Raw genomic sequence first — 14,255 nt, forward strand, 5'->3', positions numbered from 1 at the left:
CTCTTATTTTATCAGAAGAATGTTTCGTCAATTTCAAGCCGGGATAAAGCTTCGTTGATATCATTTAATTCGGCGTCACTGAGCTGAACATTTGCGGCGAGAAAATTCTCTTCGAGCCGGTGTAATTTCGTTGTTCCCGGAATCGGTACGATGTAAGGCTTCTGAGCCAGCTCCCAGGCAAGAACAATCTGTGCTGAAGTTGCGTTGTTTCTTTCCGCGATTTGAGCAATCAAATCCAGTAGCGCCTGGTTATTTTCCATTACCTCAGGTTTAAAGCGGCCCATCATGCCCCGGTAATCGCCTTCACCAAAGGTTGTATCAGTTGTCAGCTGACCACTCAGGAATCCATTGCCCAGCGGGCTGTAGGCCATAAAGCCAATATCAAGTTCATCGCAGACTGTGAACAATTCCTGCTCAGGTTTACGCCACATCATGGAATACTGATCTTCAACCGCGGTGACCGGGCAGATGGCGTGAGCCCGGCGTATGTAAGATACGGGCGCATTGGATAAGCCCCAGTATTTTATTTTGCCCTCCGCTATTAGCTCTTTCATTAATCCTGCCACCACTTCCGGCTCAACTTTTGGATCGACACGATGCTGATAAAACAGGTCGATATGGTCGGTCTGCAGACGCCTGAGGGAACCTTCCAGTTGCTCTCTGACAGATACCGGACGGCTGTCTAATACCGGCACCAGCTGTCCATCAATGTTTTCCATTCCGGTCACACCGAATTTGGTCGCGATGACAACGTGGCCCCTGTGTTTGCTGAGCGCAACACCCAGCAGTTCTTCGTTTTCAAATCCGTAAATGGGGGCAGTGTCGAAAAGGTTGCAGCCCAGTTCTACAGCCTTGTTTATCAGCTTTGTTCGCTCACGGATCTCCACTGAATAGCCATAGCCATGATCCATGCCCATGCACCCCAGCCCCATTTCGGAGACATGAAGCCCCTGGCTACCTAACCTTCTCATTTTCATGATTATTTAACCCTTTCTTACAGCATTAATGATTCTGAGATGTTGAGTATACGGCTGTATTTATTGCTGAAAAATTGTTAATTTAGAAAGTCAGAATTGCTAAAAATACAATAATTATGAACAAACTCGACGCCCTGAGATTTTTCGTTACTGCTGCAGAAACAGTGAATTTTCGCGAAGCTGCGGTCAGGCTGGCCATTTCTCCCTCAGTGGTGACACGCACGATTGCTGAGCTGGAACATCAGCTGGGGGAACCGCTTTTTAAGCGCAATACCCGATCTATTGTGCTGACCAGCTTTGGTGAGCTTTTCCTGCCCCGCGCCATGCGGCTGCTTGAAGACTCAGAGGCCCTTTTTCAGACGGCCAGAGATGACAATGAGATGAAGGGGGTTGTGAGGATCACGTTATTCCGGTTTCCAGGCCATGAGCAGGTGTTATATGAGCTTCTGACCGCTCTCGGTCCCTATCCTGAGCTGTTTATTGACTGGCGGTTGGACATGATGAAGCTGGATACTGTTCAGAACCGTATTGACATGGGGATTCGTATAGAGCGGGAGCCAAACCCGAATTTTATCGTCAGGCCCATTACGCTGGTTCATCATGCCCTGATGACGTCACCCCGGCTCATTGACAGGCTGGGCGCGCCGAAAAATTTTGAAGACCTGCGTCAGCGCTACCCTTTCAGCGGTCTGCTTAACCCTGAAACCGGCAAGGTGTTTGAATTTATGCTAGACGGCGTCAATACCTTTATTCCCCGGCATCTGGAATTTTTTACCACCGACTCCCAGTCTGAGATTCAGGCTGCTTTAGCCGGTAAAGCCGTGATTCAGTCGAGTAATTTGGCCTGCAGGGAATACCTTGAAGACGGCAGGCTGGTGAATGTCCTGCCGGAACTGAAACTGGAAACCTGGCAGCTTTATCTTTACCGGCCCTATCAGACCCTGGTACCGCAGCGCATCAGGACCGTTTTTCAAATCCTTGAAAATATTTTACTCAGACACTTTAGTTAAGGGAGGGTCCGGATGTGGCTGGCGCTCTTAGCCGGCGTCCCCAGTAAACCGGAAATGTGAATTTCTGGGTACAGCCTATTTGTCCGGGAAGTCGCTGCTCCGGGATGTTCGTATCCGTGAAATAAAGTCTGCCGTTCTTTCAGGTTCCCTGAATACTGCTGACTATTAGTGTGCAACGGGGAGCTGTGACAGACGTATCAACTGAATATTTCATCTATCCAGTCTGCAAATGCACGTACGGCGGGTGAAAGAAAACGCTGATGGGGATAAAGCAATGCGACAGGAACAGACGACGGCTGCCAGTCGGCCAGGACTTCAACCAGCGTTCCTTTCTGAAGGTGTTCTGCTACAACGTTCTCAGCAAGTTGCGCCAGCCCGAATCCTTCGAGGCACATTTTTATATAGAGTCCCGTCTCGTTGACGGCTGCCTGCCCCCTGACGGGTACGGACAGCATTTCTGTTCCCTTTACAAAACGCAATTCGTCTGTACGCCGGCTTTGTCCGGAAAAATAATGAACAGCCCGGTGATGAGATAAATCTTCAGGTGATTGCGGAATACCGTACTCCCTCAGATAATCGGGAGAGGCGCAGGTGATCCAGCGAAGTTCTCCAAGCGGACGGGCTACAAGCGTGGAGTTAAGTAACTCTCCCGTTCTGATCACGCAATCCACGCCCTCCTGAACCAGGTCAACCTGCCGGTCGCTGACGCCGATCATCAGGTAAATATCAGGATACCGGCTGTAGAACTCTTTCAGGTTTGGCATAACGATGAAATGGGCTATACCGCCGGGCATGTCAACGCGTAAACGGCCCCGGGGGCGCCTGTTCGAATCGGCCAGACTGGCTTCCGTATGTTCAATTAAGGCCAGAATTTCCCGGCACTGCGCCAGATACTGCATACCTTCCGGAGTAAGGCTGACCCGTCTTGTGGTCCGGTTCAGCAGACGTACCTGCAGATATTTCTCCAGGTTTTTGATGGTGCTGGTAACAGTAGAAGAAGGCAGGGACAGTGTTTCCGCTGCCCGGACAAAGCTTCCGGCCTCAACCACCCTTATAAAAACCTGCATAGCCTGAATACGATCCACCTGATTGCGCTCCTGAATAGCATGTGACGGTGTTAGGTATCATTATTCGCAAATTCTGAATGATGAAAACACGTTAGTCATCTTTTTCAGCTTAAACAGGAGGCGTATTGTTTTCCTTCTGAACCTGAAAGAGACAATTCAAATGACCGATTACAGCAGAAATATTGTTAATAATCAGACGGAAAATCCGTCAGCAATACTGATTCGCGGCGCAACCATACTGAGTATGGATGAGAATGTCGGTAACATTGAGCGTGGCGATATCCTTGTCACAGGCTCAACCATAACCGCCATCGGTAAGGACCTGAACGCCGAGGGTGCTCACGTCATTGATGCAACAAATATGATTGCCATGCCGGGAATGGTGGATTCTCATCGTCATGCCTGGGAAGGTCAGCTACGCCGTATTAACCCCAATGCCACCTGCCTGGACGACTACAGCAACGCCACGCACTTCTCGTTTGCGAAATACTACCGGCCAGCAGATATCTATGTCGGTAATCTCCTGACTGCGCTGGGCGCGATTGATGCTGGTATCACTACCATGATTGATAATTCACACAACAGCCGTACCGCAGCACATGCAGACGCCGCCGTTGAGGCTCTGCTTGATTCCGGCATTCGCGCCATCCATGCTTCCGGCGCGCCGGTTGCCGGTGAATGGGATAAAGCGCACTGGCCTGGCAACTGGCAGCGTCTGCAGGAAAAATATTTCAAAGACAATCCTGAGGGTCTTGTTACTCTGGGCGTCATGGCTCAGCTGGAGCCGGAATTGTGGGCTGAAGCCCGCAGGTTGGGGCTGCCGATTGTGACCGAGTTCTTTGGTGCTGAGATGGCCTCCGAGCTTGAATCACTGCACCAGCAGGGGCTGCTTGGCCCTGATAATATCTTCAACCACTGCACGGCACTGCCTGATGAGGGGTGGGAAATCCTGCGCGAAGCCGGTGTCCGGGTAAACGTTTGCCCGCGCTCAGATTCGCACTATGGCATTGAAAGCGGAATGTTCGCCATTGAAGCCGCGCAGCGCCATGGCATCAATCCCGGCCTGAGCGTGGATAACGAAACGTCCTACAGCACCGACATGTTTATGGAAATGCGCGTGGCGTTCTATCTGCAGCGAGTAATGGGGATGCATAAGCAGCACTGCTGTGATTCAGGGCATTCACTGACAACTCTCCCGGCAGCGCAGCTGCTCAAGTCGGCAACCGTCGATGGTGCGACCTGTGCCGGATTACAGGATAAAGTGGGTAGCCTGACCCCAGGCAAACAGGCCGACCTGATCCTGATTAACGCTGCTGATCTCAATCTCTATCCGAACGGGAATGCCTTTGGGACGGTGGTGCATGCAACTGAACGCAGCAATATCGATACCGTTATGATTGGCGGGCGCATCGTCAAGCAGAACGGTAAAGTTCAGGGCGTGGACAGCGAGCGTCTTCGTGCTGCCATTGATGAATCACGCGAACACCTTTTTGCAGCCGCCGGGTATGAGCCGGACATCTTTGCGGAGAAATTCCTGCCGCTGGTACAGGCAAACTGACAGGGAATAACAGCATGAGCGCGATTTATTACGTAATAGCTTTTGCAGCGGGTCTTGGTATTACTCTTCAGACGACCCTGAACAGTCAGCTCGCAAAAGGACTCGGGGGAGATCCGGTCACCGCTGCGTTCTTTTCCTTTACGGCCGGGGCGTTGAGTCTCGGAGTTTACTCGCTGCTACGTGGGGGGTTATTTAACTCTCTCGCTGCTATTCCTTCGCAGCCTGCGTGGAGTCTGGCGGGCGGACTGATCGGTGCCTGTGCGTTATTCAGCTACGTGGTGCTGGCACCAAAAATAGGTTTTTCAGCATTGCTGGGGCTGGCAATCGTTGGGCAGTTACTCTCGTCGCAGATGATTGACCATTTCGGTCTGCTGGGTGCTGTACGGCGACCGGTCTCACTGCTCAAACTGGGGGGCATGCTGGTCATGCTGGCAGGACTCGCCCTCATGCTTTTTGGTGACAAACTTACAGCGCGTTTTTTGCCCTGATGGGATAGGAATTGCTCCTTATTGCCATCTGCCATAGTGCAGATGGCCGTAAGCTTTTGGTCAGGCGCGATGCGAAACTTTTATATGCGGGAGAAATAACATGTTTTCAGTGGCTGCTGATGCCAGTAATTTGCTGGGAGAGTGCCCAATCTGGTGCGAGAGGACACGCAGGATTTACTGGACTGACATTGAAGGCAGCGAACTGCTTGCCCTTGAAGAAGACACCAGTGTTGTGATGCGCTGGTCCCTGCCTGAGCGCCTCGGATCGTTTGCACTTACTGAAAATTCTGACGTTTTACTGATGGGGCTGGCATCCAGATTCGCCTTCTGCGATCTGAATACGGGTACCTTTACGCCGGTAGTGGCGTCACCAGGAGGACCGGGAACACGGATAGGGGATGGTCGGTGCGACCGTGAAGGTAATTTCGTCTTCGGGACCATGGATGACGGGCACCCCGTGAGAGTCATAGGAAGATTTCACAGGCTAAATGCAGCGACACTCAGCATTGAGACGCTACCCCTGCCTGAGGTGGCCATCCCGAACAGCATCTGTTTCAGTCCGGACGGCAGCACGATGTATTACTGTGACTCGATGCAGGGTTGTATAATGTGTTGTGATTACCCCTCTATGAATAACCAGCGCGTTTTCACTACAACAGAAGGAAAGGGGGCGCCTGACGGCTCCTGCGTGGACGCAATGGGCTATGTCTGGAATGCCGAATGGGGAGGAAGTCGTGTTGTACGTTATCGTCCGGACGGAACGACGGAGAGTATCCTGCCCTCTTCAGGAGTTCAGAGCACTTGCCCGACACTCGCGGGAGAAGCATTCACAACGCTGTATTGTACCAGTGCCAGCGTGGGTCTTTCTGTGCCGTCAAGGCATGATGGAGCGTTGTTAAGAGCGAAATCAGCCGTATTCCCCGGTTTACCGGAGAGCCGGTTTTCAGCGCACACAGCGTAACCGCTTTGCTATCAGTGCCAACAGGGGGAACAGAGTCTTTCTCATCACCATATTCGGGTAGGCAGGAGAAAGACTCTGGTATTTAATACAGCAGCTTAAATACGTTTATAGTGAGCTGTCCGGGGGCAGGTTTGCCTTAATCCAGGCTGCCACGTCAGTGACCGGAATGTTATGGCGTTCATTGAATGTCTGCTTTTTATCCCATGCAACGCCCCGCCCCTGCGCAAAAACGGCACGATACTTAGACATCATGTCTTGTGGGTTGAGCGCCAGTTTATCCATCAGATATTGTTCGCTCCATACCGTGCAGTTGAAAGAGCGGCCAAGCGCTGATTGCAGCTTATCTGCAACCTCTGCGTAGGTCAGTGTATCACCGGCGATATACACAATTTCATTACGGATGCGAGGAGTTGTAAATACGATCGCTGCCGTCAGCATCCCGATATCATCAGGTGTTGTCAGCGTCATGGTGTTGTCAATGCTGCCGAGTGCGTGAACAGTATCGTTCTGCAGATCGACCACACCGAAGTCTGGTTCGAACAAATAGCTCATGAAGATGCCGGTCGAAATAATGACCCACTCAGTTTCATGCTGGCTGCGTAGTAAATCACGCACGTCAATCTGCGCGTCGAAGATGTCTTGTGGACTGCCACGTCCGATGGCATCAAAATCGGCACCAAACTGCCATGGAAAATAGCGGGGAATCCGCGCCTGTAGGGCCGCCTGCGCCAGTTTCATTGGTGTATTTATTCCTGCCGCGTACCCTGTGCAGCCAACGACTGTGTCAAATTGCGCAAAGAGGCTGGCCAAATCGTCGACAGAACTCATGACGAGATCGCCCGTAACTATATTAATACCGAGGTTTCTGATTTCCGTGATAACTAATTTTTTTACAGGTTCATCTGACGTTAAGGTACTTTCGCGCAGCAGTACGCTGATTTTCGTTCCCTTCACATCTTTTGCCCGAAGGGCAAGATTTCGCAGAACGGGGAGGCCCAGCTCACCGGCACCCAGCACGAGGATATTTTCAGACGTAGAGTTAAAATCAGTTTTGTTCATAATCTGGCCTTAGATGAATTGTTGCGCCACTCTAGCAATTCATAACAGGCTAAAAAAGAAGGTACATGTATGATACCGGGAGTCAGTGAAATGGATCGTGATGAGATTCTTCAGTATTCGCAGGCTGTTTGTAAGGGGCTGAAAGACGATGATGATGGCTTGCGGCGGGAGGTGCTGGCTCATGCAGGAAGTCGTTGGTCACTGGGTATCGTCAACACGCTTGGCGTTTATGGCAGACTGCGTCACGCCGAAATTGGCAGGCGTATGCACGGAGTGACTCAGCGCATGCTGACACGTACATTACGACAGCTTGAGCGTGACGGACTGGTTATCCGCCATGATTTTAGTGAAATCCCGCCACGAGTAGAATACGAGCTGTCCGATACAGGTATGGAATTACTTGTGCGGATGATCCCACTGTGGACCTGGATTGTCGATAATGCTGATCGCTTTCGTGAAGACCGGTTGAGATATGAAAAAAATAACAGTAACCCGGGGACGTAACTGGTCATGAATATAAAACATCACTTTTCATGGTTTGTAACGAATACACATATTTGAATTGATAAGCCCTCGGATATGTATGTATACAGCAGCCATCCGGAGACAGAACCGATTTCACCGGGCTCTGCCGGGATGGTGTAATTACAGAGGATTAGATTTTACGTATATCTATGATCAATATCAGTCGGTACATATTTCAAATGGGTGTAATAGCGAATTTTATTTTTGCCATTATCAATTCGGCCTTAAAAATTATCTGACAGGATGACCTACCCTTCAGAATAATAGATTGACTGGCGAAACAACATTTTAAAAACTGGTGATTTCTTATGATTTCTAAAAAAAATAATGACATTTCTTCTGATTATCATGATCTGCCTGGTTATGTTCATGGGGCGAAAATTATCCAGGTCGCCTTGACCAAACCCCCTATAGACAATATCAGTGATGTAGTTTATGAGACAGTGAAAAAAACTCGTTCTGTCAGGCAATTGCATATGTCTTTTCTGGTTCCTCGTACCAAAACTCTGAAACCAGCCATCATCTATTTTCCTGGGGGAGGATTTATGACAGCTGAGCACAATAAATTTGTGGAAATGCGCATGGCTTTAGCTGAGGCTGGCTTTGTTGTTGCAGCGGCAGAATACAGGACAATTCCGGATACTTTCCCTGCGCCAGTGATAGATGCTAAAGCAGCAGTAAGATACCTTCGTCAACATGCCCAAGATTATGGCATTGACCCCTCACGAATTGGTGTATTTGGCGATTCTGCTGGAGGATGGCTGGCGCAGATGCTTGGTACCACTAATGGCGATAAATCATTCGATCACGGCGATTTTCTCAGCCAGTCCGCTGATGTGCAGGCTGTGGCTACGCTTTACGGAATATCAGATTTGCGTAACATAGGTGACGGTTTTCCGGATCACCGACAAAAAGTGCATCAGTCTCCTGCAGTCACGGAAGCACTGCTGATAAATGGTGTGGCTTTCAAGAATTTTGCAGGTGCCTCCATCAGTTCTGTATCTGAAAAAGCGATAAATGCAAGCCCCATAGGACATCTCAATGGATATAAACCTCCGTTCCTAATAATGCATGGAAGTAAGGATACATTGGTATCACCTAAGCAGAGCGCAACGCTTTACAAAGCCCTTTTGGAATCCGGAAACAAAGCGGACTACGTACTTATCGAAGGTGCAGAACACGGTGATGATCACTGGTATCAACCCGTTGTCATAAATAGGGTCGTTGACTGGTTCCGCGGGCATCTTTGTCCTAAAAATACATGATGGCCAACGCTCCGTTGAATCAGTCAGACTGCTGGTTGCAACGTCCGCTTCTGGCACATAGCAGGATGACGCGAGCGCGACGTCCGCCAGGAGCGAAAGGGACCGTTTGGCATTTTGATAATAAATACCAACAGTGGGTCTCAGTGACGTAAGTCTGACCAGAGCATGGCTGTGAGGGGAAGGCAAACTCACCAGAGCTGTCTGGAAAAACAGCACGATCTTAAATTTACACATTTACACATTTACACATTTAAATGTTTAAATATAATGCTTCCTCTAATTTATCGAAGGATTTAACTTATGTCGTCGCTTTTTGCTCCCCTGCAGCTGGGTGGTTTCCAGCTCCGTAACCGTATTGCACTGCCGCCACTCACCCGTTGCCGCAGTGAGCAGCCGGGCAACATCCCTGGGGAAATGATGGTGAAGTATTACCGCCAGCGCGCCAGCGCCGGCTTTATGATCACCGAAGGTACGCAGATTGAACCCCGAGGCCAGGGATATGCCTGGACGCCCGGTATACACAGCGAAGCGCAAATTGTAGGGTGGAGAAAAGTAACCGATGCGGTTCATAAAGAGGGCGGAACCATTTTCTGTCAGCTCTGGCACGTCGGCCGCGTTTCCCACACCGAACTCCAGCCGGAAAAGCAATCACCAGTGGCGCCCTCTTCGGTTACCGCTACCGGCGTGAGGGTATTTATTGAAACAGGGCCCGGTGCCGGCATGCTGACTGAACCCAGCACGCCGCGCGAACTGACGACGGCTGAGGTGAAAGAGATTGTGATGATGTACCGTACCGCCGCGGAGAACGCAAAAAAAGCGGGCTTTGACGGTGTTGAGCTTCATTCGGCCAACGGTTACCTGATTAATCAGTTTATCTCTGAACACACTAACTTCCGTAGCGATGAATATGGCGGCTCACTTGATAACCGCCTCCGCTTCCTGCGCGAAGTGACTGAAGCGGTCAGCGCCGTATTCGGTAGTCACCGCGTCGGTGTTCGCTTTGCTCCCCTGTTTTCGAGTACAGATGAAGAGCGCGTCTATCTGGGGCTGGTTGAGAGCGATCCGCATGCCACATACATCCGTGCAGCGCAGCTCCTGAACGAGCTCGAAGTGGGTTATCTGTCAATAGCTGAAGCTGACTGGGACAATAGCCCGGATTTGCCGGAGAGTTTTCGTATTGCTCTTCGGGAAGCCTTCCGTTCGCCGATTATGTATTCCGGTCGCTATACCATGGAAAAAGCCGAACGTATGCTGGAAAAGGGCTGGGGAGATTTGTTCGGCTTCGGGCGCACTTTCATCGCTAATCCGGATTTACCTACGCGTTTTAAAGCAGGCCACCCGCTGAATACAGTAGATACAGCCTCGCTGTATGGAGGGACCCGTAAAGGTTATACTGACTATCCTTTTTACCCTTCCTGAAGCCCGGAGATGGCATGTCACCAGAAAACGCCGTTAAATTACTGTCCAACCCTACGCGGGTTGCGGTGCTGAAATGGCTCAGAGTCCCTGACGAAGCTTTTGCTGGCTATTCTCAGCTCTATCCTTTCGAACAGTACGGTGTATGTGCCAGTCTCATCCAGGACAAGGCGGGCCTGTCACAGCCCGCTATATCGCTGTGTCTCAAAGCGCTGCATGATGCCGGACTGCTTGAAGCAACCAAGGTAGGAAAATGGACCTACTATCGCCGACGCCACCAGGCCGTACGCGAAATGAACGAGAGGCTCATCCAGTCTCTGCAGGAATTGTAATCCTGTTTAGCAGCCGTCTTGTAAGACATCCGCCCAATAGCGGTAAGTTCATTTGCGTATCATCAGCACGCCCTGAAAATAAGCGTACGCACCTGGCACAAAGCGGACAAGTTACCTGAGTGAAAGGTCCGCTATGAGCGAAAAGCGGACATGAGAGATTGATATCTTTAAATCAGTAAGCGACACAGAAAAGCAAAATAGTCTGACATTTTTACCATAGACAGAAGGCTCAGCTTTCTCTTTCCTCAATCCAGGTAATAAGTTCAGCGAGCTGAGTATCAGAAAATACTGCTATTCCATGCTCATTAAGTAACGATGCTGCGACTCCCATACCAGGCTTACGCTGGGCACTAAAAGAGCCGTCATAGATAAACTGACTTCCACATGTAGGACTACCATCAGTTAATAATGCAGCGGTACATCCAGACTCCTGTGCTGTGCGTAAGGCCAGCCAGGCTGCAAGCTGATAATGCTCAGTCACATCATTCCCTGTATTTTCTATTATTCTGGCTCGCTCCCGCATCACGTCTTTCCCATCAGCAAAAAAAATCTCTGCCGGGGAACGTGGTATTGGTAACCCCGCAGCCAGCTCGGGGCAGTGGATCACCAGGCGTTGCTCCTTTTGCCAGCGCAACAGATGAGCCATCATTGGTGCTTTCTCACTTCCGTTATAGCGCACTTTAAAACCCATCAGGCAAGCACTTATCAGAATTCTGTTTACCATTTTTAACTTAAATTTAGGGCACAGGAATGCCTGGATTATAACAATTTATATTTATCTATTCACATTCCTGCCTATGGATAACGCACCACATAAAAATGCATGGCCGCTTTTGGCACAGAGTTGACTAACATACAGGTCAATGTCTGCTATGAGCGAACAGCGGAAGTTCGCGTTTATCATAACAAGCGAGATGGAGGACTAACATTGGCATCTGATAATCAACTGGGAGCAGGTCAAATTCTCAACCATTGTTTTTTGCAGTGTTAGTTCCGTTTTTGAAAAAAAAGGGGAGGTCACGACCTCCCAAACTCAGTGGCTTACTTATGTTATTATAGTTATTTTACTTTCCGTCGGAATAAAAAACGTTACTATGCTGACGGCTAAATTTCTTTCTATAATTTTGCGGGAGGGGGTAGTTGATACTTTTTATGAAACGCTTTGGTTAATGATTGTTGAGAGTCAAAACCATAATTAATGCCCAGGTTAATCAGTGGCTCATTTTAGGTAATAAGTTTATCAGCAATCAGAACTAACTTTTCTCTCTGATGAACTGACCAGGAGTCTGCCCGGTCTCCGCTAAAAACAGCCTTTGTAAGCGCCATTTCGAATAACCAGACTTTATGGCGACATCATCAATTTTCAGATGTGATTCAATGTTATTATTTATCCATAATATAAAATCATTTATAAACGCTTTCCTGTTCATCATGACTCCACTCTCAACGGCTTGTGCCCAAGGACAGACCGGCATTTGATTCTGATTGTTTCGGTAGGGTTTATTCAGATGACGATCTGAAATTGACATCAAGTGTATGCACGGGTTTCATTGCAACCAACAGGACTTTAAGAATAAAAAGATAGTCATCAATCTGTATTTCTGTTAGATGAATAAATGGCGAAATATTAGCCAGTGCTACATGTCTGGTTGTAAAATTTATTTTTTTATCCGTATAGGGTGAAAACACCTGACTGTTTATTGATGGCCATGCTTCCAAAAAAAAGATTAATTGTGATTTTCGATACTCGATTTTTTCCGGTGGGTTTTCAGAGGAATATGTTCCTGTCGTAATGATAATGATATCTGCTTCGTTAATTACCGCCTGAACGTCATCCTGAATCCAGCACGGAAACTTCCTTGCCAGCAGGTTTGCGCGCTCATGCTCCCCGGATGAAAGAAAAACATGAGCGCAAGGATCAAGACGGAACAATTCGACCAGAATGGTTTCAGACAGATCATTTACTCCAAGAATGCCAATTCGTGTCATAATGTTACCTTTTTGTCGTTACGCACATTTGAATAAACAACTGTTTGCTCTGTTTAATACAGTCAGCGAGCCTTTATCCCGGCGTATTTGCTATTTCTTCAGACAATGTAGATTGCCAGCCACCGCCCAGCGCCCTGAATGCTGCCACGGCTGCATGGGCAGCTTCTGTCTGCGCCTGCGCTCTTGCATCCGAGGCCTGGAGAAGCGTTTCATCGTTATGCAGTACGTCAATCAGACTGGCTGTACCTTGCTGAAAAGCCACGAAAGAAGACTGTCGGGCGCTGGCCAGGGCGGTTTCGCCGCTCGTCAGTGTGGCTGCCTGCGTCTGGCGATTGACCAGTGCCGAGAATGCGTTTTCTACGTCTTCTGCTGCGCGCAAGACTGACAGACGATAAGCCGCGAGAGCCTCAGCTTCCTGGCCCTCTGCCTGCTTTATCTGGGCGTTAATACGACCAAAGTCAAAAAGCCGCCAGCGTAACCCCAGCACACCTGCCGACTGGCTGGCACCGGCAGTGAAAAGATTATCCCCTGACACTGCCGTTGCGCTGCCAAGCAACGCGTTAAGGGAAAATTTTGGATAATACTCGCTGACAGCCACACCGATACGGGCGCTTGATGCGGCCAGATGGCGCTCGGCCACAATAATATCGGGCCTGCGGCGAAGCAGGTCAGCCGGGGTGCCCATTGCGGTGATTGCGGGTGTATGAGGAATTGCCCCCGGTGAAGCCAGTTGCGCATGATGCGTTCCTGGAGGCGTACCCAGCATGACGTCCAGCGCATTCATGGCGCCATCAAGTCCGTTGTTCAGAACCGGTACCGTTGCCTTCACCTGTGCCAGTGCGCCTTCTGTCTGGCGAACCTGATATTCTGATGCCAGCCCTTTGCTGTGCAATAGCTGAACTTTTTCCAGCAGCAGTTGCTGTGTAATGACCTGTTTATTCGCAATATCCAGACGGGACTGTAATCCACGCAGGGTGATATAGATATCTGCAGTCTGTGCTGCGACAGCAAGACGTGTCGCCGCTACACCGGCCTCAGAAGCCTGATAATCGGCCAGAGCAGCCTGACGGCCTCGTCTCAGGCCACCAAACAGGTCTATCTCCCAGCCTGCATTGAGATCCGTTTCATACGAACTGCCGTAGCGATTATAATCCGGCGTTGAACTAAGCACCTGACCCAACGGTGTTTCAACCGACTGATACGCACGTGCAGCTTGCCCGCTGATATTTCCCGAGGGAAGCAGCGCCGCCGTTGCCGCTCCCAGCCCGGCTTGTGCCTGCATCATCCTGGCGGATGCCTGGGCGAGGTCAAGATTTTGCGTAAGTGCATCTGAAACGAACCGACTTAACAGCGGATCGCCAAAGTTTTCCCACCAGATTGAAAAACTGGCGGATTCGGATGTAGTGGGCTGCTGTAAAGCCGGCTGAGCGTGGTAATGCTTCGCAATGGGCACCTCAGGGCGATAATAGTCCGGTCCGACGGTACAACCCGTCAGGATGCAGGCACCCACAACCACTGCAAGTGTATTCAGGGAAAACATGGAAAACCCTTGAGTCGAATTTGTATTGTGACTACATTATCAAATGGTCACTCGTTGTCAATCAGGTC

General features: G+C 49.8%; 14 protein-coding genes. 8 read left to right on the forward strand and 6 right to left on the reverse strand.

Annotation, left to right across the window (positions count from 1 at the left end; translation table 11 throughout):
- Positions 1 to 11: 11 nt before the first annotated feature.
- Positions 12 to 977: an aldo/keto reductase gene (locus ACWPW2_RS21505; RefSeq protein WP_289745960.1), complete on the reverse strand. Its 966-nt coding sequence runs from the start codon at positions 975 to 977 to the stop codon at positions 12 to 14.
- 116 nt (positions 978 to 1,093) lie between these two features.
- Between ACWPW2_RS21505 and ACWPW2_RS21510 the strand changes: the two genes are divergently transcribed.
- The gene (locus ACWPW2_RS21510) at positions 1,094 to 1,987 is read left to right on the forward strand and encodes a LysR family transcriptional regulator (protein WP_289745957.1); all 894 of its coding nucleotides are present in this window, start codon (positions 1,094 to 1,096) and stop codon (positions 1,985 to 1,987) included.
- Between the two features lie 197 nt (positions 1,988 to 2,184).
- Here the strand turns inward: ACWPW2_RS21510 and ACWPW2_RS21515 are convergent, their stop codons facing one another.
- Positions 2,185 to 3,072, reverse strand: coding sequence for a LysR family transcriptional regulator (locus ACWPW2_RS21515; protein ID WP_396462232.1), 888 nt, complete (start codon positions 3,070 to 3,072; stop codon positions 2,185 to 2,187).
- Positions 3,073 to 3,214: 142 nt separating this feature from the next.
- Here ACWPW2_RS21515 and ACWPW2_RS21520 point away from each other — a divergent pair, with 142 nt between their 5' ends.
- The 3 genes from ACWPW2_RS21520 to ACWPW2_RS21530 all read left to right on the forward strand — a co-directional run bounded on the left by ACWPW2_RS21520 (position 3,215) and on the right by ACWPW2_RS21530 (position 6,061).
- Positions 3,215 to 4,612: an amidohydrolase family protein gene (locus ACWPW2_RS21520; protein ID WP_289745952.1), complete on the forward strand. Its 1,398-nt coding sequence runs from the start codon at positions 3,215 to 3,217 to the stop codon at positions 4,610 to 4,612.
- A gap of 14 nt (positions 4,613 to 4,626) precedes the next feature.
- On the forward strand, positions 4,627 to 5,100 hold the full coding sequence (locus tag ACWPW2_RS21525) for a DMT family transporter (protein ID WP_289745949.1): 474 nt from the start codon (positions 4,627 to 4,629) through the stop codon (positions 5,098 to 5,100).
- A 100-nt stretch (positions 5,101 to 5,200) separates the two neighbouring features.
- The gene (locus ACWPW2_RS21530) at positions 5,201 to 6,061 is read left to right on the forward strand and encodes an SMP-30/gluconolactonase/LRE family protein (RefSeq protein WP_396462233.1); all 861 of its coding nucleotides are present in this window, start codon (positions 5,201 to 5,203) and stop codon (positions 6,059 to 6,061) included.
- 105 nt (positions 6,062 to 6,166) lie between these two features.
- Here ACWPW2_RS21530 and ACWPW2_RS21535 read toward each other — a convergent pair whose 3' ends face one another.
- Positions 6,167 to 7,120: an aromatic alcohol reductase gene (locus tag ACWPW2_RS21535; protein ID WP_396462234.1), complete on the reverse strand. Its 954-nt coding sequence runs from the start codon at positions 7,118 to 7,120 to the stop codon at positions 6,167 to 6,169.
- A gap of 69 nt (positions 7,121 to 7,189) precedes the next feature.
- On the opposite strand from ACWPW2_RS21535, the gene ACWPW2_RS21540 reads away from it, so the two are divergent.
- From ACWPW2_RS21540 to ACWPW2_RS21555, 4 genes are all read left to right on the forward strand, one after another.
- On the forward strand, positions 7,190 to 7,624 hold the full coding sequence (locus ACWPW2_RS21540; RefSeq protein ID WP_289745944.1) for a winged helix-turn-helix transcriptional regulator: 435 nt from the start codon (positions 7,190 to 7,192) through the stop codon (positions 7,622 to 7,624).
- Positions 7,625 to 7,953: 329 nt separating this feature from the next.
- Entirely contained in the window at positions 7,954 to 8,910 is a 957-nt protein-coding gene (locus tag ACWPW2_RS21545) for an alpha/beta hydrolase fold domain-containing protein (protein ID WP_396462235.1), read from the forward strand.
- A gap of 300 nt (positions 8,911 to 9,210) precedes the next feature.
- On the forward strand, positions 9,211 to 10,329 hold the full coding sequence (locus ACWPW2_RS21550) for an alkene reductase (protein WP_396462236.1): 1,119 nt from the start codon (positions 9,211 to 9,213) through the stop codon (positions 10,327 to 10,329).
- A 14-nt stretch (positions 10,330 to 10,343) separates the two neighbouring features.
- Positions 10,344 to 10,658 carry an ArsR/SmtB family transcription factor gene (locus ACWPW2_RS21555; protein WP_139966985.1) on the forward strand — a complete coding sequence of 105 codons (315 nt, stop codon included), beginning with the start codon at positions 10,344 to 10,346 and terminating at the stop codon, positions 10,656 to 10,658.
- A 229-nt stretch (positions 10,659 to 10,887) separates the two neighbouring features.
- On the opposite strand, the gene ACWPW2_RS21560 is transcribed toward ACWPW2_RS21555, so the two are convergent.
- The 3 genes from ACWPW2_RS21560 to ACWPW2_RS21570 all read right to left on the reverse strand — a co-directional run bounded on the left by ACWPW2_RS21560 (position 10,888) and on the right by ACWPW2_RS21570 (position 14,187).
- Positions 10,888 to 11,382, reverse strand: a complete 495-nt coding sequence (locus ACWPW2_RS21560; RefSeq protein WP_396462237.1) for a DUF523 domain-containing protein — start codon at positions 11,380 to 11,382, stop codon at positions 10,888 to 10,890.
- A 776-nt stretch (positions 11,383 to 12,158) separates the two neighbouring features.
- Positions 12,159 to 12,647 carry a hypothetical protein gene (locus ACWPW2_RS21565; RefSeq protein WP_454125355.1) on the reverse strand — a complete coding sequence of 163 codons (489 nt, stop codon included), beginning with the start codon at positions 12,645 to 12,647 and terminating at the stop codon, positions 12,159 to 12,161.
- Between the two features lie 73 nt (positions 12,648 to 12,720).
- On the reverse strand, positions 12,721 to 14,187 hold the full coding sequence (locus ACWPW2_RS21570) for an efflux transporter outer membrane subunit (RefSeq protein ID WP_454125357.1): 1,467 nt from the start codon (positions 14,185 to 14,187) through the stop codon (positions 12,721 to 12,723).
- Between the last annotated feature and the right edge of the window lie 68 nt (positions 14,188 to 14,255).

Source organism: Kosakonia sp. Marseille-Q7440 (genome assembly GCF_965119485.1).

Excerpts from the sequence above, each read along its gene's own strand:
- ACWPW2_RS21505 (WP_289745960.1), bottom strand. The coding sequence starts at position 977 with ATGAAAATGAGAAGGTTAGGTAGCCAGGGGCTTCATGTCTCCGAAATG.
- ACWPW2_RS21510 (WP_289745957.1), top strand. The coding sequence starts at position 1,094 with ATGAACAAACTCGACGCCCTGAGATTTTTCGTTACTGCTGCAGAAACA.
- ACWPW2_RS21520 (WP_289745952.1), top strand. The coding sequence starts at position 3,215 with ATGACCGATTACAGCAGAAATATTGTTAATAATCAGACGGAAAATCCG.
- ACWPW2_RS21525 (WP_289745949.1), top strand. The coding sequence starts at position 4,627 with ATGAGCGCGATTTATTACGTAATAGCTTTTGCAGCGGGTCTTGGTATT.
- ACWPW2_RS21530 (WP_396462233.1), top strand. The coding sequence starts at position 5,201 with ATGTTTTCAGTGGCTGCTGATGCCAGTAATTTGCTGGGAGAGTGCCCA.
- ACWPW2_RS21535 (WP_396462234.1), bottom strand. The coding sequence starts at position 7,120 with ATGAACAAAACTGATTTTAACTCTACGTCTGAAAATATCCTCGTGCTG.
- ACWPW2_RS21540 (WP_289745944.1), top strand. The coding sequence starts at position 7,190 with ATGATACCGGGAGTCAGTGAAATGGATCGTGATGAGATTCTTCAGTAT.
- ACWPW2_RS21545 (WP_396462235.1), top strand. The coding sequence starts at position 7,954 with ATGATTTCTAAAAAAAATAATGACATTTCTTCTGATTATCATGATCTG.
- ACWPW2_RS21550 (WP_396462236.1), top strand. The coding sequence starts at position 9,211 with ATGTCGTCGCTTTTTGCTCCCCTGCAGCTGGGTGGTTTCCAGCTCCGT.
- ACWPW2_RS21555 (WP_139966985.1), top strand. The coding sequence starts at position 10,344 with ATGTCACCAGAAAACGCCGTTAAATTACTGTCCAACCCTACGCGGGTT.
- ACWPW2_RS21560 (WP_396462237.1), bottom strand. The coding sequence starts at position 11,382 with ATGGTAAACAGAATTCTGATAAGTGCTTGCCTGATGGGTTTTAAAGTG.
- ACWPW2_RS21565 (WP_454125355.1), bottom strand. The coding sequence starts at position 12,647 with ATGACACGAATTGGCATTCTTGGAGTAAATGATCTGTCTGAAACCATT.
- ACWPW2_RS21570 (WP_454125357.1), bottom strand. The coding sequence starts at position 14,187 with ATGTTTTCCCTGAATACACTTGCAGTGGTTGTGGGTGCCTGCATCCTG.